The sequence below is a fragment of the Bradyrhizobium sp. AZCC 2262 genome (assembly GCF_036924535.1).
GTDB lineage: Bacteria > Pseudomonadota > Alphaproteobacteria > Rhizobiales > Xanthobacteraceae > Bradyrhizobium.
On record NZ_JAZHRT010000001.1, the window covers coordinates 8,245,718 to 8,269,383 of the forward strand.

Annotated in this window: 17 protein-coding genes and 2 pseudogenes; 10 read left to right on the top strand and 9 right to left on the bottom strand. The window is 63.6% G+C overall.

The features are described 5' to 3' along the window. The 3 genes from V1283_RS38715 to V1283_RS38725 are packed head-to-tail and all read left to right on the top strand — an operon-like array spanning nucleotide 1 to nucleotide 3,924. A complete protein-coding gene (locus V1283_RS38715) occupies nucleotides 1-294 on the top strand; it encodes a BrnT family toxin (RefSeq protein ID WP_334391823.1) in 294 nt (97 codons plus the stop codon). A gap of 4 nt (nucleotides 295-298) precedes the next feature. After that, the gene (locus V1283_RS38720; protein ID WP_334391824.1) at nucleotides 299-499 is read left to right on the top strand and encodes a hypothetical protein; all 201 of its coding nucleotides are present in this window, start codon (nucleotides 299-301) and stop codon (nucleotides 497-499) included. Nucleotides 500-507: 8 nt separating this feature from the next. Continuing rightward, nucleotides 508-3,924: a DEAD/DEAH box helicase family protein gene (locus V1283_RS38725; protein ID WP_334391825.1), complete on the top strand. Its 3,417-nt coding sequence runs from the start codon at nucleotides 508-510 to the stop codon at nucleotides 3,922-3,924. 869 nt (nucleotides 3,925-4,793) lie between these two features. On the opposite strand, the gene V1283_RS38730 is transcribed toward V1283_RS38725, so the two are convergent. Continuing rightward, a complete protein-coding gene (locus V1283_RS38730) occupies nucleotides 4,794-5,981 on the bottom strand; it encodes a serine hydrolase domain-containing protein (protein ID WP_334391826.1) in 1,188 nt (395 codons plus the stop codon). 356 nt (nucleotides 5,982-6,337) lie between these two features. On the opposite strand from V1283_RS38730, the gene V1283_RS38735 reads away from it, so the two are divergent. After that, nucleotides 6,338-6,658: a hypothetical protein gene (locus tag V1283_RS38735; protein WP_334391827.1), complete on the top strand. Its 321-nt coding sequence runs from the start codon at nucleotides 6,338-6,340 to the stop codon at nucleotides 6,656-6,658. Nucleotides 6,659-6,885: 227 nt separating this feature from the next. Beyond that, the gene (locus V1283_RS38740) at nucleotides 6,886-8,379 is read left to right on the top strand and encodes an NAD-dependent succinate-semialdehyde dehydrogenase (RefSeq protein ID WP_334391829.1); all 1,494 of its coding nucleotides are present in this window, start codon (nucleotides 6,886-6,888) and stop codon (nucleotides 8,377-8,379) included. Nucleotides 8,380-8,485: 106 nt separating this feature from the next. Here V1283_RS38740 and V1283_RS38745 read toward each other — a convergent pair whose 3' ends face one another. From V1283_RS38745 to V1283_RS38755, 3 genes are all read right to left on the bottom strand, one after another. Then, nucleotides 8,486-9,289, bottom strand: coding sequence for a crotonase/enoyl-CoA hydratase family protein (locus tag V1283_RS38745; RefSeq protein WP_334391830.1), 804 nt, complete (start codon nucleotides 9,287-9,289; stop codon nucleotides 8,486-8,488). A gap of 163 nt (nucleotides 9,290-9,452) precedes the next feature. Beyond that, a complete protein-coding gene (locus tag V1283_RS38750; protein WP_334391831.1) occupies nucleotides 9,453-10,367 on the bottom strand; it encodes a phosphoribosylaminoimidazolesuccinocarboxamide synthase in 915 nt (304 codons plus the stop codon). A gap of 69 nt (nucleotides 10,368-10,436) precedes the next feature. Continuing rightward, the gene (locus tag V1283_RS38755) at nucleotides 10,437-11,354 is read right to left on the bottom strand and encodes a pirin family protein (protein ID WP_334391832.1); all 918 of its coding nucleotides are present in this window, start codon (nucleotides 11,352-11,354) and stop codon (nucleotides 10,437-10,439) included. Nucleotides 11,355-11,553: 199 nt separating this feature from the next. Between V1283_RS38755 and V1283_RS38760 the strand changes: the two are divergent. The 4 genes and pseudogenes from V1283_RS38760 to V1283_RS38775 form a co-directional block, all read left to right on the top strand. After that, nucleotides 11,554-11,712, top strand: a pseudogene (locus V1283_RS38760) (GNAT family N-acetyltransferase); the annotation flags it as partial. A gap of 62 nt (nucleotides 11,713-11,774) precedes the next feature. Then, entirely contained in the window at nucleotides 11,775-11,996 is a 222-nt protein-coding gene (locus V1283_RS38765) for a GNAT family N-acetyltransferase (RefSeq protein ID WP_334391833.1), read from the top strand. Nucleotides 11,997-12,080: 84 nt separating this feature from the next. Further along, nucleotides 12,081-13,142, top strand: a complete 1,062-nt coding sequence (locus tag V1283_RS38770) for a helix-turn-helix domain-containing protein (protein ID WP_334391834.1) — start codon at nucleotides 12,081-12,083, stop codon at nucleotides 13,140-13,142. Nucleotides 13,143-13,292: 150 nt separating this feature from the next. Further along, nucleotides 13,293-14,723 (top strand): serine hydrolase domain-containing protein, encoded by a 1,431-nt coding sequence (locus V1283_RS38775; RefSeq protein ID WP_334391835.1) that lies wholly within the window; start codon nucleotides 13,293-13,295, stop codon nucleotides 14,721-14,723. A gap of 173 nt (nucleotides 14,724-14,896) precedes the next feature. Here V1283_RS38775 and V1283_RS38780 read toward each other — a convergent pair whose 3' ends face one another. Then, entirely contained in the window at nucleotides 14,897-16,267 is a 1,371-nt protein-coding gene (locus tag V1283_RS38780) for an MmgE/PrpD family protein (RefSeq protein ID WP_334391836.1), read from the bottom strand. Nucleotides 16,268-16,403: 136 nt separating this feature from the next. On the opposite strand from V1283_RS38780, the gene V1283_RS38785 reads away from it, so the two are divergent. Beyond that, nucleotides 16,404-17,519, top strand: coding sequence for an FUSC family protein (locus V1283_RS38785; RefSeq protein ID WP_334393332.1), 1,116 nt, complete (start codon nucleotides 16,404-16,406; stop codon nucleotides 17,517-17,519). An 83-nt stretch (nucleotides 17,520-17,602) separates the two neighbouring features. Here V1283_RS38785 and V1283_RS38790 read toward each other — a convergent pair whose 3' ends face one another. From V1283_RS38790 to gyrB, 4 genes and pseudogenes are all read right to left on the bottom strand, one after another. After that, on the bottom strand, nucleotides 17,603-18,076 hold the full coding sequence (locus tag V1283_RS38790; RefSeq protein ID WP_334391837.1) for a DUF2867 domain-containing protein: 474 nt from the start codon (nucleotides 18,074-18,076) through the stop codon (nucleotides 17,603-17,605). Beyond that, a complete protein-coding gene (locus tag V1283_RS38795) occupies nucleotides 18,073-19,479 on the bottom strand; it encodes an MATE family efflux transporter (RefSeq protein ID WP_334391838.1) in 1,407 nt (468 codons plus the stop codon). The genes V1283_RS38790 and V1283_RS38795 overlap by 4 nt, the downstream gene beginning before the upstream one ends. Before the next feature lie 156 nt (nucleotides 19,480-19,635). Beyond that, on the bottom strand, nucleotides 19,636-20,934 hold the full coding sequence (murA, locus tag V1283_RS38800) for a UDP-N-acetylglucosamine 1-carboxyvinyltransferase (protein ID WP_334391839.1): 1,299 nt from the start codon (nucleotides 20,932-20,934) through the stop codon (nucleotides 19,636-19,638). A 14-nt stretch (nucleotides 20,935-20,948) separates the two neighbouring features. After that, nucleotides 20,949-23,388 (bottom strand): annotated as a pseudogene (gene gyrB / locus V1283_RS38805) (DNA topoisomerase (ATP-hydrolyzing) subunit B). Between the last annotated feature and the right edge of the window lie 278 nt (nucleotides 23,389-23,666).

Below are 23,666 nucleotides of genomic sequence, written 5' to 3' on the forward strand. Positions count from 1 at the left end.
ATGCGTTTCGAGTTCGACTGGGACCTAGCAAAGGCCGAGAGCAATCGGCGCAAGCACGGCGTTGCCTTCGAGGATGCCATGGGCGTTTTTGCCGATCCCCTAGCCCTGTCGCGGCTTGACGAGGAGTCTGGCCAAGGGGAGGAGCGATGGGTTACCATAGGTCGAAATCCCGCCAGCAATTTACTGCTGGTCGTGCATACTTATATCGAGCTGTCGGAGGAGCGGGCAGCCATACGTATCATTTCGGCGCGCCGGCCGACGCGCCGCGAAACCCGTCAATACGAAGAAGGGTGATCTGATGAAGGACGAATATGACTTCTCGACCGCCAAGCGCGGCAAGTTCTTTCGGGAGGGGACCCGGCTTGTGCCGCCGGTCCACCTGGAGCCGGAGGTGCTGGACTATCTTTCCGAGCGAGCCTCGGCGCGGGGGGTCTCGCTGAGCTCGCTGGTGAACACGTTGCTCAAGAAGGACATCGAACTGATCGACGCGGGCAAATAGCAGCGCCGATGTCCAATTTCGCCTTCCTCGCTGCCGAGTTCCCCGCCGTGCACGAGGCGGCGGTGGAGGCGGAGCGCCAGGCGGCGGTATCGCCGACGGCCGCGGCATTCTTTGCCGGCAAGGCGGTCGAGGTCGGGGTCAAATGGGCGTTCCGCAATGACCCCGGGTTGAAGCTCCCCTATCAGGACAATATCGCAGCATTGCTGCACGAGCCGAGCTTTCGGCGGGCGGCGGGCGAGGCGGTGTTTGCCAAAGCCAAATACATCAATTCGCTTCGCAACCGCGCGGTGCATGAAGAACGCACCATCAAGCCGGGCGACGCTACGGGCGCGGTCAGGGAGCTGTTTCACGTTTGCTTCTGGCTGGCCCGCACCTATGCGCGAAAGGGCAAGCCAGCCGACGGGCTAGTCTTCGACGCTTCGGTGCTGTCCCGCCGCGACGAAGCACTGAAGAAGGCCTTTGCTTATGTGAAGGCGCAGCAGGCCGAGCTTGATGCCAAGGACGGCGAACTGACGAAGCTGCTCGCCGATAAGCAAAACCTCGACGATGAACTGAAAGAGCTGCGTGCCCAGGTCGCCGCCGCACGCAAGGCCGCCGAGGCCCAACCGGACCGGCACGACTACAACGAGGCCGAGACCCGCGACCGCTACATCGATCTGTTGCTGCGCGAGGCCGGTTGGCCGCTCGACAAGCCCGAAGACTTGGAATTCCGCATCGAGGGGATGCCCAACAACGAAGGCATCGGCTTTGTCGATTACGTGTTGTGGGGCGCTGACGGCAAGCCGCTGGGGCTGGTGGAAGCCAAGCGCACCCGCAAGGATGCTCGCGTGGGGCAGCAGCAGGCCAAGCTCTACGCCGATCGGCTCGAAGCGCGGTACGGCCAGCGGCCCGTGATCTTCTACTCGAATGGTTACGAACACTGGATTTGGGACGACACGCGCTATCCGCCGCGCCAGATCGGCGGCTTCTACAAGCGCGACGAACTGGAGTTGCTGGTTCAACGCCGCACCGCCCGCAAGAAGCTCGGTTCGGAGGCGTTGAATCGCAAGATCATCGAACGCCCCTATCAGCAGCGCGCGATCCGCGCCATCGCCAAGCATTTTGAAGCTGACGGAGAACGCAAGGCGCTGCTGGTTATGGCGACGGGCTCCGGCAAGACCCGCACCGTGATCGCCTTGGTCGATCTTCTGATGCGGGCCGGCTGGGTCAAGCGCGTCTTGTTTCTGGCCGACCGTATCGCGCTGGTGAACCAGGCCGCAGGTGCCTTCAAGGCGCATTTGCCGGATTCGGCGCCGGTCAATCTTGTGACCGAACGCACCAGCGAGGGGCGCGTCTTCTTGTCGACCTATCCAACGATGATGAACCTGATCGATGGAAGGCAGGAGGGGCAGGCGAAGTTCGGCCCCGGCCATTTCGATCTCATCATCATCGATGAGGCGCATCGCTCGGTCTACCAGCGCTTTAAGGCGATCTTCGAGTATTTCGATTCCTTCCTGGTCGGCTTGACTGCGACACCCAAGGACGAAATCGACAAGAATACCTATTCGCTGTTCGACCTGGAGGATGGCGTTCCAACCGATGCCTATTCGCTCGACGAAGCCGTGGCCGATGGCTATCTCGTTCCGGCGCGGCCGATCTCGGTGCCGCTCAAGATCGTGCGTTCAGGCTTGCGCTACGATGAACTGTCCGAGGAAGAAAAAGACCATTGGGACATGCTGGAATGGGGCGAGGACGAAGTCCCCGACAGCGTCGATGCTGCGGAGATCAACAAGCGCCTCTTCAATGAGGATACGGTCGACCTGGTCTTGGAGCACTTGATGCAGAACGGGATCAAGGTCGAGGGCGGCGACCGGATCGGCAAAACCATCATCTTCGCCAAGAACCAGAGTCATGCGAAGTTCATCGAGCAACGGTTCAACGCGGCCTATCCTGCGCTTGCCGGGCATTTCTCGCGCGTCATCACCTATGAGACCGGGCCGTATGCCCAGACATTGATCGACGATTTTTCCAGGAAGAACTCGGTCCCGCATATCGCGATCTCGGTCGATATGCTCGATACCGGGATCGACGTGCCCGAAGTCGTCAATCTCGTGTTCTTCAAGCAGGTGCGCTCGAAGACGAAGTTCTGGCAGATGATGGGCCGCGGCACGCGGCTTTGTCCTGATCTGTTCGGTCCCGGTCAGGACAAGGAGTTCTTTCGCGTCTTCGACTATTGCCAGAATCTCGAATTCTTCGGCGCCAATCCGGCGCTCAAGGAGGCAAGTGCGGCAAAATCACTGTCCGAACGGCTGTTCGCAGCCCGCCTTGATCTCGTGCGCGCACTGGATGAGAAGCAGGAGAAGGTGGGCGGCTTCGCGGAGATGGGGGTCGCTTCGTATCAAGCCGCGCCGCAGGCGCCCCCCAGCGAAGAGGCCATCCGATCTGACGCACTGCAGACATTGCAGGATACGGTCGGTGGGTTGAACCTCGACAATTTCATCGTGCGACGGCATCGCCGTGCCGTGGAGAAGTACAACAAGCCGGAATCATGGTTGCTGCTCAGCGATGAGGTTCGCAAGGAATTGGTCGAGGAGATTGCGCCGCTGCCGTCAGCGAAGAGCCTGGGGATCGAGGAAGCAAGGCGGTTCGATCTCCTGATGTTCTCGCTGGAGCTGGCCTTGTTGAAGGGCTCGAAGCGGTTCGACACTCTCAAGAAGCAACTGCTCGAAATTGCATCGGCACTGGAAGATCAGACCGGCATTCCGGCGATAGCGCATCAGGCGGTGCTGATCGAAGAAATTCAGACCCAGCAATGGTGGGAGGGCGTTACCGTTCCCCTGCTCGAATTGGTACGGCTGCGGTTGCGTGATCTGGTGCAGCATATCGATAAGTCGAAGAAGGCGATCGTCTACTCCAATTTCGCCGACGAGATCGGGGAGGGCGTCGAGCATGAGCTGCCGCAATTTGGCGAGGCCGACTTTGCGCGGTTCAAGCTCAAGGCCCGGCATTTCCTGAAAGCGCATGAGGACCACATCGTCCTCCACAAGCTGCGGCAGGGTAAGCCGCTCACGCCCACGGATCTGACCGAACTCGAAAAGATGCTGCTGGATGCTGGTATCGGCGAAGCGGGAGACATCGAGCGTGCCCGCGAGACCAGCCACGGTTTCGGTCGTTTTGTCCGTTCAATTGTTGGCCTGGATCGTGCCGCCGTGAGCGAGGCCTTCAGTGAATTTCTTGCCAAGGGATCTGCGACGGCACAGCAGATCGAATTCATCAACATGGTGATCGAGCATCTCACCGATCAAGGCACGATGGACCCCGCCTTGCTCTACGAGCCGCCTTTCACCGATCTGGCCCCGACCGGTCCGGAAAAGCTGTTTGATGAAGAGAAGGTCGCAAGGCTGGTCACGAGAATCCGGGCCATTAACGATAGCGCCGTGGCTTGAGGGACAATTGCGCGCAAATCTGAAATTCGAGAAGGAATTCAACGTGATTTGCCTGGTCCAGCCTCGTCCGCAAAAATAATTCGCTTCACGATTGCCCCAAATCACCCTTACAACTTCCGCCATCCCGTCCCCCAAGAGGGGCGTTTCGCGATCGTCACTAAACGCGGGGCGGGGTGCGGTGGACGCGGCAGCGTCGGGCGCGCAAACGTCGTCGCAGGGCGGGCTCGCCCGTGAGCGAAGGACGGCACGCAGACGACCGATGCTAACGCGCTTTGCGCCAGACTTCGGCGGGTGGGTACCAAGCCCGTCGAGACCCTTGGCGTAAGGCGTGCCGTGTACGGCCAAGTCGTGTGGTCCTGGCACCCGTGGCTGGTGTCAAGTCCGCGGAGGATGTGCCGGCCCGACCGGGCCGGCCCCATCCATCAATCCGCGGATGACGGTGGCTAAAGGAATTCGCACACCGGGGAGAGCACGAAGTACGCCGTAAAACCATTGCGCAGGGAAGGCCGGATGCTCTCCGCTGGACCTGTATGCTCGTGTGCGCGTTCTTTGTGCGCAATTGCACACGAGACCGCGGGTGCAGCGCGCACCCGGTCTTCCCTGCGCCCTCTTTCTCGAGGAGGGCGAAAGAAGATGCAAACCTCGGGCAGTTCATGTCGCGAGATCGTGAAGGTGCGTTTGATGAGCGCGAGCGCGCCGCACCCCCAACTGTCATCGTCCGCGCAGGCGGACGATCCAGTATTCCAGAGACAGCAGTGATAGAACCGATAGGCTGCGGCGTACTGGATCCCCCGCCTTCGCGGAGGATGACGAGTGTAGGCGGGGTGAGGGCGTGCCACGCAACGTCGCCCCGCCCTCTCTCTTCTTTTTCAGGCCGCCTTCTGCCCGGCATCCAGCCCGGCATAAACCCCGCGTTCGAAGCCCGCAAAAGCTTCCAGGGCCTTGGCATCGACGAAGGGCAACAGCTGCATCAGGATCACGCCGGCGACGTTGCGGGCCGGATCGATCCAGAAATAGGTGTTGGCGAGGCCGGCCCAGGCAAGGCTGCCGGCGCTGCGGCCTTCCGGGGTCTTGGCGGTGGTGATCAGGAAGGAGAGCCCCCACTTCTTGACGATATCCGGATAGAGATCGACATCGTTGGTGTACATGGGCGCCATCGTCGGCATCTTGCCGATGCTGAGATCGCCGATGTGGTTCTGGCCCATCAGCGCCACCGTCTCGGGCTTCAAGAGCTGGTTGCCGTTGCCGCGGCCCTTGTTGAGGATCATCTGGGTAAACGTGATGTAGTCGGCTGCCGTGCCGTAGAGGCCGCCGCCGCCCATATGAAATTCCGGATTCTGCTCGAGCTCGAACGGGATCGGCGCCAGCGATCCGTCTTCGCCGCGCGCATGCATACCGACCAGCCGCTGGCGCTGGGAGTCCGTGATCTTGAAGCCGGTGTCGTTCATGCCAAGCGGCGCGAATATATGGTCGCGCAGGTAAGCGTCGAGCTGCTTGCCGCTCGCGGCTTCCACCGCCTTGCCGACGAAATCGATGTTGATGCCATATTCCCAGCGCGTGCCGGGATCGGACATGATCGGCCCCTTCAGCGCCGCGTTCTGGCAGCTGAAGATGTTCGGGGTTCCGGTCTTCTCCTGGTATTTCCCCATGTCGCCGTTCCACACGTCGTAGCAGAAGCCGGCGGTGTGGGTCATGAGATGGCGCAGCGTGATCGGTTTCCTGGCGGGCCGCAGTTTTGGCTCGCCGCTGGCGTCAAAGCCTTCCAGCACCTGCGGGTTGGCGAGATCGGGCAAAAGCTTGCCGATCGGCTCGTCGAGCGAAAGCCTGCCTTGTTCGACGAGCTGCATGCCCGCCGCGCTCGTGATCGCCTTGGTCATGGAGGCGATCCAGAACACGCTGTCGGCGGTCATCGGATCGTCCTTGGACAGGTCGCGTTTGCCGAACGCGCCTTGATAAATCACCTCATTGCCGGTCGCCGCCATCGCGACCACGCCGGGAATCTCCTTGGCCTCGCATTTCTGACGCAGAACCTGATCGATCTGGGCTTTACTTTGCATGGGTCACCTCTCGCTTTGATTTTTTATGGAGTGGCGCGATCTTCCTCCCGGTCGTGCGATCCCGCAAGCGGCCGCGGATGGCCGCCGCCGATGTCGCGATCTCGTGATGGGTAAGCGGTGTGGGCAGCGGTGGCGCGGTATGGGCGACACCAAACGGCAACACCTCGCCGCAATCCGCGGTGGACGAAGCGCTATGCCGGTGACCGGCTTAACCATCCACGATATCGTGATTTCGCCACGATTCCCGAAGCCGTATTTTTTCAGTAATGCATTCTGATTCCAGCAGAAACGTTGCTCGTAGGCTGGACGAATTAACCAGAAATAGCCGTATTTCCAACGCTGCGAGGCTTTACGCGATGATTTCGACCTGGAGTGAATGGAAGCGATATCCCCGCCCTGGACGTGGCGAAAACATCGAGGCGCCGATTACCCCCGGAATCTTCGAAGTCCGCTATGCCGGCACCGGTGCGCTGCATTCCTTCGAGGCTGTCGATAACGTTGCCCAGGCCCTGGCGCAGCTTTCGGTCGGTTCCAAATCCTGGTTCGGGCGTCGGGAGACGGCCAAATTGCCGGACCTCGAATACCGCACCTGCGCGACTTCCTCGAAAGCCGACGCCAAGGCCGCCGCGCAGCGCATGATCGGCCGCCGAGAAACCTATATGAGCGGCGCGGCGTAAGTGACCCGTCATTCCGGGGCGCGAAGCGAACTATGGGGCGCCCTCGCGCCCCTGAGAATCTCGAGATTCCGGGTCTGGTGCTTACGCACCATCCCGGAATGACAGCGATCCTCACTGGCGTCCCCCTCAAAATTCCTTGAAGCAGGGTCGCGTCTGCGGCCGATGCATTGCGGCTGGTTAGGGCCTATACTCGGATCAATACCCCAAGAAAATCCGAGGAGTACGCCATGAACCCGCCCGTTGCCGCACGCGCTTCAGCCTCCACCCCCTCGCTGCACGACCGCCTGAAAGATCCCTCGCTGCTGCGCGACCGTTGCTACATCGACGGCGCCTGGGTCGGCACGCCGTCGCGCCCGGTTACCAATCCGGTCAATGGCGTGGAACTGGCAAAGGTGCCGGCCATGAGTACCGCGGAAGCGATGCAGGCCGTCGAGGCCGCCGAACGCGCGTTCCCGGCCTGGGCCAAGCTCACCGCCAAACAGCGTTCCAACATTTTGCGGAAGTGGTTCGACCTGATCATCGCCAACCGCGAAGACCTGGCGCTGATCCTCACCTCAGAGCAGGGCAAGCCGCTGGCGGAAGCGCTCGGCGAGGTCGATATCGGCGGCGCCTATGTCGAGTTCTTCGCCGAAGAAGCCCGCCGCGTTTATGGCGAAACCATTCCGACCCAGCGGCCTGATGCGCGCCTGCTCGCAATCAAGCAGCCGATCGGCGTCTGCGGCGCGATCACGCCGTGGAATTTCCCGTGCTCGATGATCACCCGCAAAGTCTCGCCGGCGCTCGCCGCGGGCTGCACCGTCGTGCTCAAGCCCGCCAATGAAACCCCGCTGACCGCGCTGGCGCTGGTCGCGCTCGCCGAAAAGGCCGGCGTGCCGAAGGGCGTGTTCAACATCCTCACCGGCAATTCGTCCGCGATCGGCAAGGTGCTGTGCGAGCACCCGGCCGTGCGCTTCGTCGGCTTCACCGGCTCGACCGAAGTTGGAAAAATCCTCTATCAGCAGGCGGCTGTCGGCGTGAAGAAGCTCGGGCTCGAACTCGGCGGCAACGCGCCGTTCGTGGTGTTCGACGACGCAGATATCGACGCCGCGGTCGAGGGCGCCATCGTCTCCAAGTATCGCAACATGGGCCAGACCTGCGTCTGCGCCAACCGCCTCTACGCCCAGGACAAGATCTACGACCAGTTCGTCGAAAAGCTCTCGAAGAAGGTCGCCGCAATGAAGATAGGTGACGGCACCGAACAGGGCGTGGTGCAGGGTCCGCTGATCAACATGGAAGCGGTCGACAAGGTCGAGAAGCACATTGCGGATGCGGTGAAGGGCGGCGCCAAGATCGTCACCGGCGGCAAACGCCATGCGCTCGGCGGCAGCTTCTTCGAGCCGACGGTGCTATCGAACGTGAAGCCGGACGCGCTCGTCGCGCACGAGGAAACCTTCGGACCCTTGGCGCCGGTGTTCCGCTTCAAGGACGAGGCCGACGTGATCGCGATGTGCAACAACTCGCCGTTCGGTCTTGCTTCGTACTTCTATTCCCGCGATCTCGGCCGCGTCTGGCGCGTCGCCGAAGCGCTGGAATCCGGCATGGTTGGCGTCAACACCGGGCTGATCACGACGGAAGTCGCGCCCTTCGGCGGCGTCAAGGAGAGCGGCTTGGGCCGCGAAGGCTCGCATCACGGCATGGAAGAATATGTCGAGATCAAATACGTGATGATGGCCGGGGTTTAATTGGTCCTGTAGCCCGGATGGAGCGAAGCGTAATCCGGGAGAGCTCCATCTACTGCGCGATAGCCCCGGATTTCGCTGCGCTCCATCCGGGCTACGGAAGCGGCGATCAATCGCTGACGTCATCCGCAAACGCGCCGTGGCGGCCGATGCCAGAGGCGAAGCGTGTCGCGCCCGACAGCGTCTCACCCGAGCCGATCACTTCCAGCCCGCCGCGCATCTCGTTCTTGATCGCTTCCTCCTCGGAAAGGTCCCACTGCCGCAGGGCCGCCAGCCGATCGGCGCGCATGCATTTCTGCGGAAAACGCGCAATCTCCCGCGCCAGCGTGATCGCATGCGCAGTCGCCTCGCCGCGGCCGACGACGCGGTTGGCGAGCCCCATGCGCAGCGCCTCCTGCGCGCCGACCGGGCGGCCGGTGAGAATCAAATCGATTGCCTGCGAGTGCCCGATCAGCCGCGGCAGGCGGATGGTGCCGAGATCGATCAGTGGCACGCCAAAGCGGCGGCAGAAGATGCCGAAGGTCGCATCGTCAGCGACCACGCGCATATCCGCCCACAGCGCCAGCTCCATCCCGCCGGCCACCGCAAAGCCCTCGACCGCCGCGATCACGGGTTTTGACAGCCGCAAACGACTCGGCCCCATCGGCGCAATCGAGTCGTGGCCGCCGAGCTCACGCTTCTTGTTCGGATCGCCCGCCGCCACCGCCTTGAGGTCAGCGCCCGCGCAGAAGTAGCCGCCGGTGCCGGTGAACACGGCGACCGATGCAGCCTCATCGGCATCGAACGCAAGGAAGGCGTCATACAGCTTACGCGCGGTCGCGCCGTCAACAGCGTTGCGGCAATGCGGGCGGTTGATGGAAACGATGGTGATGGGGCCATCGCGTTCGACGAGCACGGAATTTTCTTCGGACATGTCAGGCGCTCCCTCTGTTTTTTCTGGGAGGTAGCTTGGCACCAGACAAGCCTGCAGGGCAATCTTGTATCCGCTCGTCGTTGCGAGGAGCGGCAGCGACGAAGCAATCCATTGTCAACGCGAGCGGCGGAATGGATTGCGTCGCTTCGCTCGCAATGACGGCTCAGACCTTCAACTCATCCCCCGTCACCCGTCGATACGCTTCGAGATACCGCTTGCTCGTCGCGTCCACCACGCTGTCGGGCAGCGGCGGGGGCGGGGCGTCGCCGTTCCAGCGGCCGGCGCGGCGCTCGGCGTCGAGATAGTCGCGCAGCGGCTGCTTGTCGAAGGAGGGCTGCGGCCGGCCGGGCTTGTAGACGTCGGCGGCCCAGAACCGCGAACTGTCAGGGGTCATTACCTCGTCGATCAGGATGATGCGGCCGTCGGCAGCCCTTCCAAACTCGAACTTGGTGTCGGCGATGATGATGCCTTGATGGCGGGCGATCCGTTCGCCGAAATTATAGACCGTGCGCGCCATGCTCTCGAGCTTTTCGGCGACGTCGTTGCCCAAAATCTCACGCACCCGCGCGACCGCGATGTTTTCATCGTGGCCGGTCTCGGCCTTGGTGGCCGGGCTGAAGATCGGCGCGTCGAGCTTCTCGCTTTCGACCAGGTCGGGCTTGAGTTCTTCCCCGGCGAGCGTGCCCGATGCGGCATACTCTTTCCAGGCTGAGCCCGAGATATAGCCGCGGATCACGCATTCGACCGGGAAGACAGTGGTGCGCCGGCACAGCATCGCGCGGCCGAGGATATCGTCGCGGTGATCTTTCAGCGCCGGCACTTCGCGGATGATTTCGCCGGCATCGGCGCTGATCATGTGATGCGGGACCACGCCTTCGAGCTGGCGGAACCACCACGCGCTGATCTGGGTTAGCACCGCTCCCTTCATCGGAATGGTCTCGGCCATCACGACGTCGAACGCGCTGATGCGGTCGGTGGTGAGTAGCAGCACGCGGTCGTCGCCGACGGCATAGATATCGCGCACCTTGCCACGGCCGATCCGCGGCAGGGGCAAATCGCTGGCGAGCATCGCGTTCATCAGGTCATGCTTTCGGGCCGGCGTCCTCGCGTTGGCGCGAGGGCGCGAATTGGAAAACGGAGCAATAGCTCACTCCGGCAGCGGAATGAACTCGTGTTCCTGCGGAACGGCGGCAAAACGCCCGGTTTTCCAGTCCTGTTTGGCCTGTTCGATCCGCTCCTTGCTGGAGGAGACGAAATTCCACCAGATATGGCGCGGGCCCTCCAGCGCGTCGCCGCCCAGAAACATCATCCGCACAGGCCTCACGGCCTTCACGGTGATGCGGTCGCCCGGCCGGAAGATCAGCAGGCGCGGCCCCTCATAGCGCTCGTTCGCGATCTCGACCTCGCCGTCGACCAGATAGATCGCGCGCTCCTCATGATCAGGATCGAGCGGGACGCTGGTCCCGGCCTGCGCTGTCACTTCGGTATAGAACCACGGCGACACCATGCCGACCGGCGATTTCACGCCGAACGAACTGCCTGCGATGATGCGCGCGGTGAAGCCGCTCTCCTTGACCGTCGGCAGCGCTTCGGCGGCATAGTGCTGGAACGACGGCGTGATCTCTTCCGACCCCGCTGGCAGCGCGATCCAGCTTTGCAGGCCCAGCATCTTCTGGCCATCGCGCCGCTGCACGTCGGGCGTGCGCTCGGAATGCGCGATGCCGCGCCCCGCCGTCATCAGGTTCATGGCGCCGGGCTGGATCTCCTGGATGTTGCCCTCGCTGTCGCGGTGCATGATCGAGCCGTCGAACAGATAGGTGACGGTGGCAAGGCCGATATGCGGATGCGGACGCACGTCCATGCCCTTGCCGGCGATGAACTGCATCGGTCCGAAATGATCGAAGAAGATGAACGGCCCGACCATCTGCCGCTTGCCATGCGGCAGTGCGCGCCGCACCTCAAATCCATCGCCGAGATCGCGGGTGCGCGGCACGATGACGAGATCGAGCGCGTCGCAGGTCTTGGGATCGCCAAGCACGGGATCGTTGGAGGGTTGCCAGCTCATTTTCCTGCACTCCAAGTTTTGCTGCGAGCTTAGCATGCATTATAAGATGCGTCCTGCGACGCTCCTCGGAGTATGACAAAAAGTGATACCGCCGCTGAAGAAGGGTGCCACGCTGCCGCAGCCGGACTGGCCGGGGATCGAGACCGAGCGTCTCATCCTCCGGCAATGGCGGGCCTCGGACGTTACTGCGAACACAATGATGCTCGGCGATCCCCTCAGCGCGCGCTTCATTACCGCGGACCGCAAGCCTGTGACGGAGCCGATGGTCGGCTGGCGCAACGCTGCGATCATGGCCGGACATTGGGTGCTGCATGGCTTCGGCATGTTCGTGGTCGAAGAGAAGGCAAGCGGCACGTTCGTCGGACGGGTCGGCCCTTTCTATCCGCCGGTCTGGCCGGGGTTTGAGGTCGGCTGGGGTGTGTGGCAACGGAATTCCGGGGCAAGGGCTATGCCGTCGAAGCGGCGCGGGCCGCGATCGACTGGTCGTTTGCGACGTTCGAATTGGAGAGGATCATCCACTGCATCGATCGCGAGAACACGGCCTCTCAAGCCGTAGCGCGGCGGCTTGGCGCGCATCCGGAGGGCGAGACGATGTTACTCGGCCATACCGTTGAATTATGGGTGACGCGCCGCGATAGATAGAAGGGCTAGTCTTCGCAAATTGAATCGCATGGCGACAGGCACTAGATTTCATGAAGCGGATGATCGCGCGAACGGACCGACCTGATGCTGCTACCCACCCTCGATATCGCATTGCGTGGCGCTACCGTCGCGCTGCTGCTGGTGCTCGCGGCGGCGCTGTTTCGCGGTTTCGGAACGGTGCTTGCCGGACGGCTCGCAGCCACCTTCGCCTTGGGGTCGGCGGCACATGCCGTAACCTATTCGATCGGCGCGACACCGCCAGTGTCGATCGCGCATGCGCCCGTGATCGCGCTGTCGACGGGCAATGTCGTGGTGTTCTGGCTGTTCACGCGTGCGCTGTTCGATGAAACATTCCGGTTGCGTTGGTGGCATGCGTTGCTTTGGGCGGCGGTCGCAGCTTTCAGTTTCGTCAATTGCATGTGGATAGCGCCGGCATCCGGCGCTCGGCTATCCATCATCGCGATCAATCTGATTGCGCTCGGCTTCATCGCGTTGGCCGTTACGCAGACCGTCGCCTCCTGGTCGTCCGATCTGGTCGAACGCCGCCGCAGCGTTCGCGTTTTTATCGTCAGCGCCGCGGCACTCTATGGCGGGTTGAATGCGGCTCTCCAGATCGCGATGTCCGGCAGCGGCAGCGCTGCAATCGCCAACACGGTGAATTTGGCTGTCCTGGCCGGTGTGGTGGCCGCAATCTGCTACGCGATGATGCGCGTCGACGGCGCGGAGCTGTTCCCGGCAGCGCCTGAAGCCCAGGGCGATACAAGCGATGCGGCGGTTATCGAATCCAGCGCCGCCGATCAGAAGCTGGTCGGTGCGCTGATGCGGCTGATGGGCGACGAGCGCATCTATCGCCACGACAACGTCACCATCGGCACGCTGGCGACCAAGCTCGGCATTCCCGAATACCGGCTGCGGCGGCTGATCAACCAGCGGCTCGGCTATCGCAATTTCAATGTGTTCCTCAACGAGCACCGGATCGCCGAAGCCAAGGCGGCGCTCGCCGATCCAAGCCAGGCCGAAGTCCCGGTGATTACGATTGCGATGGATGCCGGCTTCCAGTCGCTGGGTCCCTTCAACCGCGCCTTCAAGGCCACTACCGGCGTCACGCCGACCGAATACCGTCGGCTCAAGGCCAGCGCGGCTTAGCCTGCATCATATTGGTATCACTGTCGAATTTCAGAATCGACGAGCCGTTCGGAGGTTTCGGCCAAGGCGATTTCCAAATCCGGCGAGCCGCTCCATGCGAACTCGCCATGATGCCCGGCACGCGCTGATGCGTCATGCCGGAGGCTCCCCGTGAAACGACGAAATCTCATCATCCTCATCCTCGCCAGTACCACTGCCCTCAGCGCGCTTGCTCTGGCCGCCAGCGCCCGCGACGTGCCAAAGGTCGCGACCGGCTTCGTCGCCAACGTCGTCTGCACCGAGACCTTCGCCTCCGGCCTCGACCCGGCGCGCGTGTTCGCCGAGACCATGTCGGCCATGCCGGGCACCGGGCTGATCTCCTGGGCGCTCGACTATCGCGTCGATCGCGTACGCAAGGACGTCACGGTAACGCTGTTCAGCCTGGGCCGGAGCCACGCGGTTTATCGCGGCGAAGGCCTCGGCTGCTATCTCGATCACGGTGGCGCTGTCGCCGACATTTCGGTGCCGGTATCAGATGCAAAGGCGGCGCTGCTGCCTGATATCGCCGGGCCATCCATCGTCGCGCCGCAAACGCCGCAACTGGCGGCCGCGCTCGATCGCGCCTTTGCCGAGCCGGATAAGTCGACGCCGCGCCATACGCGGGCGATCGTGGTCATGAAGGAGGCCCGCGTTGTTGCCGAGCGTTATGCCGACGGCATCGGGATCGATACGCCGCTACTCGGATTCTCCGCCACCAAATCGGTGATCTCTGCGCTCGCCGGCATCCTCGTGCGCAAGGGCGCGCTGAAGCTGCACGAGCCGGTGCCGATTGCAGCGTGGCAAGGCGCCGATGATCCAAGGCGCGCCATCACGCTCGATCATCTGATCCGTCACACCGCGGGGCTCAAGCTCGGTAGCTCGCTGCAGGCGTCGCTGGCCTCCGCGCTGGAGCCGGTCAACCGGATGAAATTCATGGAATCGGATATGGCCGCCTATGCGGAGAGCATGCCGCTGGAGTCCGCGCCGGGCGCGGCATGGAATTATCACGACGGCAACACCGTGATCCTCAGTCACGTGATCCGTCAGGCTTCCGGCGGCAGCGCGTCTAAAATGATGCGCTTCGCGCGGCAGGAATTGTTCGACCCGCTCGGCATGCGCAACGTCGCGCTTGAATTCGATGCGTCGGGCAATGCGGAAGGGTCGAGCCAGATGCTGGCGAGCGCGCGCGACTGGGCGCGTTTCGGCCAGCTCTATCTCGATGACGGCGTTGTTGGTGGGAAGCGCATCCTCCCCGAAGGCTGGGCAAGATACTCTGCGTCGCCGACGCCGAACGCCTGGGTCGGGCAGGGCGCGGGATTCTGGACCAATCTCGGCGACAGCTTTGGCGCGAGCTACCGCGCCGAACGCGGCTGGCCGCGCGATGCCTATTTCGCCAAGGGCACGATCGGGCAGTATGTGATTATCGTGCCGTCCGAACGGCTGGTGATCGTCCGGCTCGGCCGTTCGCCGAACTGGCCGCCGGAAGCCGACGGCGTGTTCGACCTCGTGCGCGACGTGGTTGGGGCCACGGGGAGCAAGGGGAAGCTGGCGGGTGCGAATTGAACGCGTGATGACGCGGTGTCGCTTCTCCCTCGCCCCGCTCTTGCGGGGAGAGGGCGGGGTGAGGGGCTCCATCCGCGAGCGAGATGTAGTTGATAGACCTATATCCCCTCACCCGGCGCTACGCGCCGACCTCTCCCCGCAAGCGGGGCGAGGTTGGTCAGTGCAAGCACCGCCTACTGCCGCCCCAACTGCGTGGCCTTCTCGACACGATCGAATCTCTCGAGTGACAAGATCGCGTCGGCGAGCTGATCGGCGCGGCCGTTCAGCACCGGGCGGGCGAGCGTGAGAAATTTCTGCTGCATCGCCTGCGCGTCCGGGAACGAATTCGGCTCGCCGGAGGGATCGGCATAGAGCCGCTCATGCACGCCGTCATCCGTCGTAATTGAAACGCGCGCGCCAAAGGGGTGGGTGCGGCCGATCTCGAGACGGTCGTCCTGCACCACGTCGAACTTGTCGGCCAGCGCATTGACGGCGGCGTCGCCGAGCCGGTCGTAATCGTCCCAGCCAAAACTGCCCTGATCAAGCGCCAGCGCGCCGGTGAAGAACATCGAGAACTGCCCGCCGACGATCGAGGTCGGGTGACGTTTGGTGGCGGCGTCGCCGGTCAGCGTGATGCCGTTGCGATGGAGGCCGATCTCGACGCGCTTGATCTGGTCCGGCGTCAGATTGTGCTCCCGCCGCATCGCGATCAGCGCATCCAGCGCCGCATGGGTATAGCGGCAGCTCGGATACGGCTTCACGCCGATCTTCAGCGTCTCATAGGTCCTGCCGAGGCCGGCGACAGCCTTGTCGGGGTGCGCGTCGTCGCTGTAGCCGACGAGGAGGCCATGCTTGCCCTCGACGGATTCGCTCGAACCGACAAAGTTGTTGCGCGCCAGCGTGGCGGCGATGACGCCATTCATCGCGGCGGCGCCGACCTGGTAGCGCTTGTTCCAGGCGCCGTTGACCAGAAACTGCAGCGAGCCCGCGGCCTGGCTGCCGGACACGCCGAAGGCGGATATGATCTGGTCCTTCGACAGCCCGAACAATTTACCCGCCGCCGCCGCGGCGCCATAGGTTCCCGCCGTCGCGGTCGGATGAAAGCCGCGTGCATAATGCGAGGTCGGATCGAGCGCGTTGCCGAGCCGGCAGCACACTTCATAGCCGGCCACGATCGCGGTCAGCACGTCGCGCCCCGATGCACCGACCATTTCGCCGACCGCAAATGCCGCCGGCACCACGGGCGCGCTCGGATGCAGCGAGGAATCGGCGTGCGTGTCGTCGAAATCCAGGGAATGGCCGAGCGCGCCGTTGAGCAGCGCCGCGACCGCGGGCGTCCAGGTTTTGCTGTCGCCGAACACGGTGGACTCGCCCTTGCCGTCCAGCGCCAGCGCCTCCAACATCCCAAGCAGCGACGCCGTGGACTCCGCATCGCGCCTTGCTCGGATCGTGCTGCCGAGAAAATCCAGCGTCAGCACCTTGGCGCGCTCCAGGACCTCCGGCGGGATGTCTGCAAATTTCAGGTCGGCGACATAGGCTGCGAGCGTTGCGGTTTCGTTGGCCATCGTGTTTCCTCGTATTTGCCGGGCAGGGTAGGCGGGCTGATTTTGGCTTTCAAGCCGCCTTCCGGCCGCGGGCATCAGCTATGCTCGGCGTCGTCTAGCACAGGCGTGGTCTACAGATTCCGGAATGCGGCGCATGATGGCCTTCGCAAAACGCATGCTTGGATCGCTCAGCGGCCGAAAGACGCAACTGGCGCTCGCGGTCAGGCTCGCCGCCGCCGCGGTCGCGGCCTATGCGATCGCCAGAGCGCTGCATCTGATGCTGCCGCTATGGGCGGTGCTGACCTCGCTCATCGTCACCCAGATGAGCGTCGGCCGATCGTTGAAGGCAACCCGCGATTACATGCTCGGTACGGTCGGCGGCGCGGTGTATGGCGGGGCCATCGCGGTGCTGATCCCGCATTCTGGCGAAGGCAGCTTGCTGGCGCTATTGGTGCTGGCGGTTGCGCCGATGGCTTTCATCGGGGCCATCAATCCCAGCCTGAGCACCGCCACGGTGACGGCCGTGATCGTGTTGCTGGTCCCGGCCATGAACCACGCCAACCCGCTGGATTCTGCGATCGATCGGCTCTTGGAGGTCTCCGTCGGTGCGCTCACCGGGCTCGTGATCTCATTTCTGGTGTTGCCGTCCCGGGCGGTCAGCCAGATCCGCGTCAGTGCGGCGCAGCTTCTGGAACTGCTGGCTGCCGCCTTCGCCGAACTGCTCGCGGGGCTGACGCGCGGGCTCGACAACGATGCCCTGCACCGCATCCAGGATGGTATCGGCACGGCGATGGCGAGCCTCCATGCCACCGGCCTCGAAGCCGAGCGCGAGCGCGCGACGCACCTGTCGTCAGGACCCGATAGCGGCCCATTGCTGCGCACCATCCAGCGCTTGCGCCATGATGTCGTGATGATCGGACGCGCCAGCGTGGTGCCGCTGCCGGCCAATGCGCAGGCAAGGCTGGCGCGGCCACTGTCCGATGTCAGCAATGCGATCGTCGACTATATGCGCGCGGCGGCTGTGTCCCTGCGGAACGGCAGCGGCGTCGGGGGCATTCAGCCCGTCGATGCAGCGCTGCAGGCCTATGCCGCCGAAGTCGCCGCGTTGCGGAGCGAGGGCCTGATCCGCGGCGTGCCGGTCGATGTCGCGGAGCGATTTTTCGCGCTTGGATTTTCACTGGAGCAGATGCGGCAGAACCTGAACGATCTCGACCGTTGCCATGCGGAGTGGTGCGAGAAGCCTGCCACAACAGCGACCAGCGCGAAGGGCTAGCCGATCCAGGTAGCGAGCAAGCACAGGATCGCTGTATCGCGCTGCGCGTCCGGATTGCGCTAACGGAGCTTCCTGCCAGCGCCTCAGGTCGCCACCTGACGCAGCAGGGCCGGCACGATCCGCCGGTGAAACGGCATGATGGTCGCGAGATAGGTCCGGCCGAACCAATTGTGCGTCTTGACCAGCGTCGTCGCGGTGACCTGCCTGACGCCGCCGGGCGCCGTTACGTCAATCACGACACGAAAATTCAGGTGGCGGTCGTTGAAGCCGGCGATAAGGCGACCTGGCGTTTCACTCACAACCGGAAATATTCCGATCATGTCTCTGGGCGGAACCAGACCCGCGCCCGACGTCCTCAGCCCCAGCGGCGCCACCAGCAGATTGCGCAATGATACCAGCGCCTCGGCCCATCGCGGCTGACGCGCCATCATGCGTTCAGCGGCGCGCCGCGCGTCGAGATCACGATCCTCGATTTCGATTTGGAAGGCGTCGGCGAAGTGTGCGCCGGCGAGCAGCGCATCGGTATCGACGGAGGGGGTGATCTCGCGGACTTTCATTGGAAGCCAAGCTTGCTCGCCAGCAGGCGGAAGCGCAAGAGCAGAAGCACGGCATAGACGGCGGTTCCGATCGACAGCCCGATCCAGACGCCGACGGCGCCTGACGGTGTCCGGAAGCCGAGCCAGCAGGCGCAGGCGAAACCGATCAGCCAGTAGCTGAGGACCGCGAACAACAGCGGCACGCGGGTGTCGTTCATGCCGCGCAGCGAGCCGGCGGCAATGGTCTGGATGGCATCGGCGATGAAGAAGGTTGATCCGACCAGGAGAAGGGTCGCAGAGAGTTCCGCCGCCGCATCGGTGCTTTCGCCCAGAAAAACTTCCGCGATGCCGAAGCGGCCGATCATCACGGCGATCGTCAGGACAGCGGCGAGCACGATGCCCAGCCAGGTCGCAACATAACCCGCGCGCCGGACCGCGCCGGCGTCGCCGCGGCCGATGGCGTGGCCGACCCGCACGGTGGCGGCCATGCCGATGCCGAACGGCACCATGAACAGGATGGCCGCGACCTGCAGCGCGATCTGGTGGGCCGCGAGCGCAGTCGTGCTGATCAGGCCCATCAAGAGACCGGCGGCGCCGAACAGGCCGTATTCAAGCAGGAAGGAGATCGAGATCGGCGCGCCGATGATGACGAGCTGCCGCATCAGCTTCCAGTCGACGCGCCAGAAATGACCGAGCACGTGGTACTTCCGGAACGGTCGGCGGCGCGTGGCAAACCACAGGCCCGCCAGGAATAAGCCGAGATTGACGATCGAGGTCGCAAGGCCCACCCCGAACAGGCCGAGTTCCGGAAAGCCAAACGCGCCATACAGCAGCAAATAGACCAGCAGCGCATTGGCCGGGATCGCGGCGAGCGTGATCCACAGGATCGGCTCGGGGTGGTTGACCGCGCTCATGAAGCCGCGGATGGCCATAAACCACAGCGCAGGCAGGATGCTCCACGTCAGGCCCAACAGATATTGCTGGGCGAGATGAGCAGCCGCCGGCGCCTGGCCCAGCATCAGGAGGATCTGTTCGCCGCGAAACGAAAGCGCCATCATCGGCAGCGAGATCAGGAGCGCAGCCCACATGCCGACGCGGAGAGAGCGCCGGATCACATGTGGATCGCGTGCGCCAAATGCCTGCGCCGCCAACGGTGCTACCGCAGATACCAGCCCCATGCCGAAGGTAAAGCTGACGAAGAAGACGGTGTGCGCCAGCGCGGCCGCCGCCACGGCCTCGCTGCCGAGGCGGCCGATCATGGCGATGTCGGTCGTCATCATCGCGATCTGCCCGAGCTGCGTCAGCGCGATCGGCACCGCGAGCTTCAGCGTTTCGGCGAGTTCGATCGCGAGATGACGGCCGGGAACGACCGCAGAGGTTTGTGGCGCGATCGGCGCGCGTTCGATTTTTTCGAGCGAGGTCATTGCAACAGACTAGAGCATGATCGGTTCTGATTGAATCAGAACCGAAGCTCTAGATTCTCCTTTTGACGCGTTTTCTTTACGCGAACCAGTGTCCACTTCGCTTGAAAACGCTTTAGCACCGCCGAGGGTCGAAAAAGTGACGGCGCGTGCTGCGGCCTAGCGGCCCTCTCGCGCCGGCACGCGCGTAATCCGGGCGCCCAGCGCATTGAGCCGCTCCTCGATGCGCTCATAGCCGCGCTCGATCTGGTCGGCGTTGTTGATGGTCGAGGTGCCTTCGGCGGCGACGGCCGCCAGCAGCATAGCCATGCCGGCGCGGATGTCGGGAGAGGTCATCGGCGCGCCGCGCAGCCGGCTCGGGCCGGCCACGATCGCGCGATGCGGATCGCACAGCACGATGCGGGCGCCCATCGAGATCAGCTTGTCGACGAAGAACATCCGCGACTCGAACATTTTTTCGAACATCAGGATGACGCCGTCGCATTGCGTGGCGGTGACGATCGCAATCGACATCAGGTCGGCCGGGAAGGCGGGCCAGGGCTGATCCTCCAGCTTCGGCACATGACCGCCGAAATCGTCGTGGATCTTCATGGTCTGGCCGGACGGCACCACGAGGTCGTCGCCCTCGACGCCGCAGACGATGCCGAGCCGTTCAAAGCCCATCCGGATCGAGCGCAGATGCTCGACGCCGGCCTTGGCGATGCGCAGCGGCGAGCGCGTCACCGCGGCGAGCCCGATCAGGGAGCCGACCTCGATATGGTCGGGCTGGATCGAATAGCTGGTGCCGCCGAGCGTCGCCGGGCCGTGCACGATGATGGTGTTGGTGCCGATGCCCTCGATCTTCGCGCCGAGCGCGACCAGGAAATGCGCAAGGTCCTGCACATGCGGCTCGGAGGCGGCGTTGCGCAAATATGTGGTGCCGTGGGCGGCGACGGCCGCGACCAGCGCGTTTTCGGTGGCGGTGACGCTGGGCTCGTCGAGGAATACGTCGGCTCCCCTCAACTTGGTCGCGCGGAACTCCAGCCGATGCGTCGCCGTGACGGTCGCGCCCAATTGTTCAAAGGCGAGGAAATGCGTGTCGAGGCGACGACGGCCGATGACGTCGCCGCCGGGCGGCGGCAGCGCCACCTCGCCGCAGCGGGCCAGCAGCGGCCCGGCCAGCAGGATCGAGGCGCGGATCCGCGCGCAGAGTTCGGGATCGAGATCGGCGGCGCTGATATCCTTGGCGTGGATCGCCAGCGTGTTGCGTGCTGTCCATTCGGCGGAAGCCCCGACCGAGCGGATCAGTTCGACCAGCGTTTCGGTGTCGCGGATGCGCGGCACGTTTTCCAGCGTGACCGGGTGCTCGGTGAGTAACGCGGCGGCGATGATCGGCAGCGCGGAATTCTTGTTGCCGGACGGCTCGATCGTTCCCGCGAGCCGGTGGCCGCCTTCAACGATGTATTGAATGGGCGGCACGGGCGTGTCCTGCCTCACACGTCGACATTGGCACTGAGCGAGTTATCCTGGATGAATTCGCGGCGCGGCTCGACCACGTCACCCATCAGCTTGGTGAAGATGTCGTCGGCCTCGTCGACCTCCTTGATCTTCACCTGCAGCAGCGAACGCTCGTTGGTGTCCAGCGTGGTTTCCCAGAGCTGGCCCGGGTTCATTTCGCCGAGACCTTTGTAGCGCTGCAACGCCACGCCCTTGCGGCCGGCGTCGGTCACCGCCTCGAACAGGCTGACCGGCCCGTGAATCGCGGTCTCCGTATCCTTTCGCCGCAACACGCCGCCCATCCTTGGGTAGGACTCCTGCAGTCTAAGCGCATAATCGTCGAGCTTGCGGGCATCGGCCGAACCCAGGAGGGCGTCATCGATGACAGCGACGTCCTTGACGCCGCGGATAGTGCGCTCGAAGAAGAAGCCTTCGCCTTCGGTGAAACGGCCGGTCCAGCCGCGTTCGACCTCGTCGGCCAGCGCATCGAGGCGCCTGGCGATGTAGTCGGCGGCGGCATTGGCGGTGGCGATATCGCTGGTGATCTTCGGGCTCAGGACGCCGGCAATCGCCGCCTGCTCGACCACCTTGCGGTTATAGCGGCTGTGCAGATTGTTCAGGATGCCGCGGATGATGCGCGCATCCTCCACCAGCGACAGCAGGTCACGGCCGGCGCGCTCCGACCCCGTCGCCGGCGTGAAGACGCAGTCGTCGAGGCCGGTCGCGATCAGATAATCTTCCAGCGCGCGCTCGTCCTTCAGATACTGCTCGGACTTGCCGCGCGTTACCTTGTAGAGCGGCGGCTGCGCGATATAGAGGTGGCCCGCGGTCGATCAATTCGCGCATCTGCCGGTAGAAGAAGGTCAACAGCAGCGTGCGGATATGGGCGCCGTCGACGTCGGCGTCCGTCATCACGATGATCTTGTGGTAGCGCAGCTTGTCGGCCGAGAAATCGTCGCTGATGCCGGTGCCGAGCGCGGTGATCAGGGTGCCGATCTGCTCAGAGGACAGCATCTTGTCGGTGCGGACGCGCTCGACGTTGAGGATCTTGCCGCGCAGCGGCAGCACCGCCTGGAATTCGCGGTTACGGCCCTGCTTGGCGCTGCCACCTGCCGAGTCCCCCTCGACGATGAACAGTTCGGACTTGGCGGGATCTTTCTCCTGGCAGTCGGCGAGCTTGCCGGGCAGCGAGGAAATGCTGAGCGGGCTCTTGCGAGTCAGTTCGCGCGCCTTGCGGGCGGCTTCGCGCGCGGCGGCGGCCTGGATCACCTTGCCGACGATGACTCTGGCTTCGGTCGGATGCTCCTCGAACCACGCTGCAAGTGCCTCGTTGAGGACGTTCTCGACCACCGGACGCACTTCCGAGGACACCAGCTTGTCTTTGGTTTGCGACGAAAACTTCGGGTCCGGCACTTTCACCGACAGCACGGCGGTGAGGCCCTCGCGGCAATCGTCGCCGGTCAGCGCGATCTTTTCCTTTTTCGCATTGGCCTCGGCATAGCCGTTGACCTGGCGCGTCAGCGCGCCGCGGAAGCCGGCCAGATGGGTGCCGCCGTCGCGCTGCGGGATGTTGTTGGTGAAGCACAGCACGTTCTCATGGTAGCTGTCGTTCCACCACAGGGCGGCCTCGACGCCGATGTCGTTCATTTCAGCCCGAACCATGATCGGGGCGGGCACCATCGCCTTCTTGTTGCGGTCGAGATATTTGACGAATTCCTCGACGCCGCCGTCGTAATGCATCGCCTCGCGCTTCTCGACCGCGTGGCGCATGTCTGACAGCACGATATTGACGCCGGAATTCAGGAACGCGAGCTCGCGCAGGCGATGCTCCAGCGTCGGGAAATCATATTCGACGTTGGTGAAAGTCTCGGTGGAGGCAAGGAACGTCACTTCGGTGCCGCGCTTGCCGTTGGCATCGCCGACGACCTTGAGCGGGGCGACCGCATCGCCGTGGGCGAATTCGATGTAATGTTCCTTGCCGTCGCGCCAGACCCGAAGCTCGAGTTTGCTCGAGAGCGCGTTGACGACGGAAACGCCGACGCCGTGCAGGCCGCCGGAAACCTTGTAGGAGTTCTGGTCGAATTTTCCGCCGGCGTGCAACTGGGTCATGATGACCTCGGCTGCGGAGATGCCTTCGCCCTTGTGGATGTCGACCGGGATGCCGCGGCCGTCGTCGCGCACCGTCACCGAGCCGTCGGCGTTGAGGACGACTTCCACCGCGGTGGCGTGACCCGCGAGCGCTTCGTCGATGGCGTTGTCGACGACCTCGTAGACCATGTGGTGCAGGCCGGAACCGTCATCGGTGTCGCCGATATACATGCCCGGCCGCTTGCGCACGGCATCGAGCCCCTTCAGCACCCGGATCGATTCCGCGCCATATTCGACCGGAATGGGATGCTCAGTATCGGCAGGTGTCTGCCGGGCAGGTTCTGTCATGTGAGGCCTTCGAGAGTGTCCCGAATCAGCTGCGCAATATGAGGCGCTGATTGATCTATTTGTGCCATGAAAGAGGCATCGCGCCTAGCGCAATCTCTCTGTCTACAAGTCGTTGAATAGATGGCAATTTTTTACCCTTTTTCAAGGTCTCCGAGGGGCGATTCCGGCGGTCTCGAAAAGCGCGATTCGACGGCTGATTCCGCGCCCTCGGCGTGCGGATTTTTGGTATCCGTCGCGGCGGGAAATGGCAGTCCGCCGCGGACCTGCTAGAGAAAGGC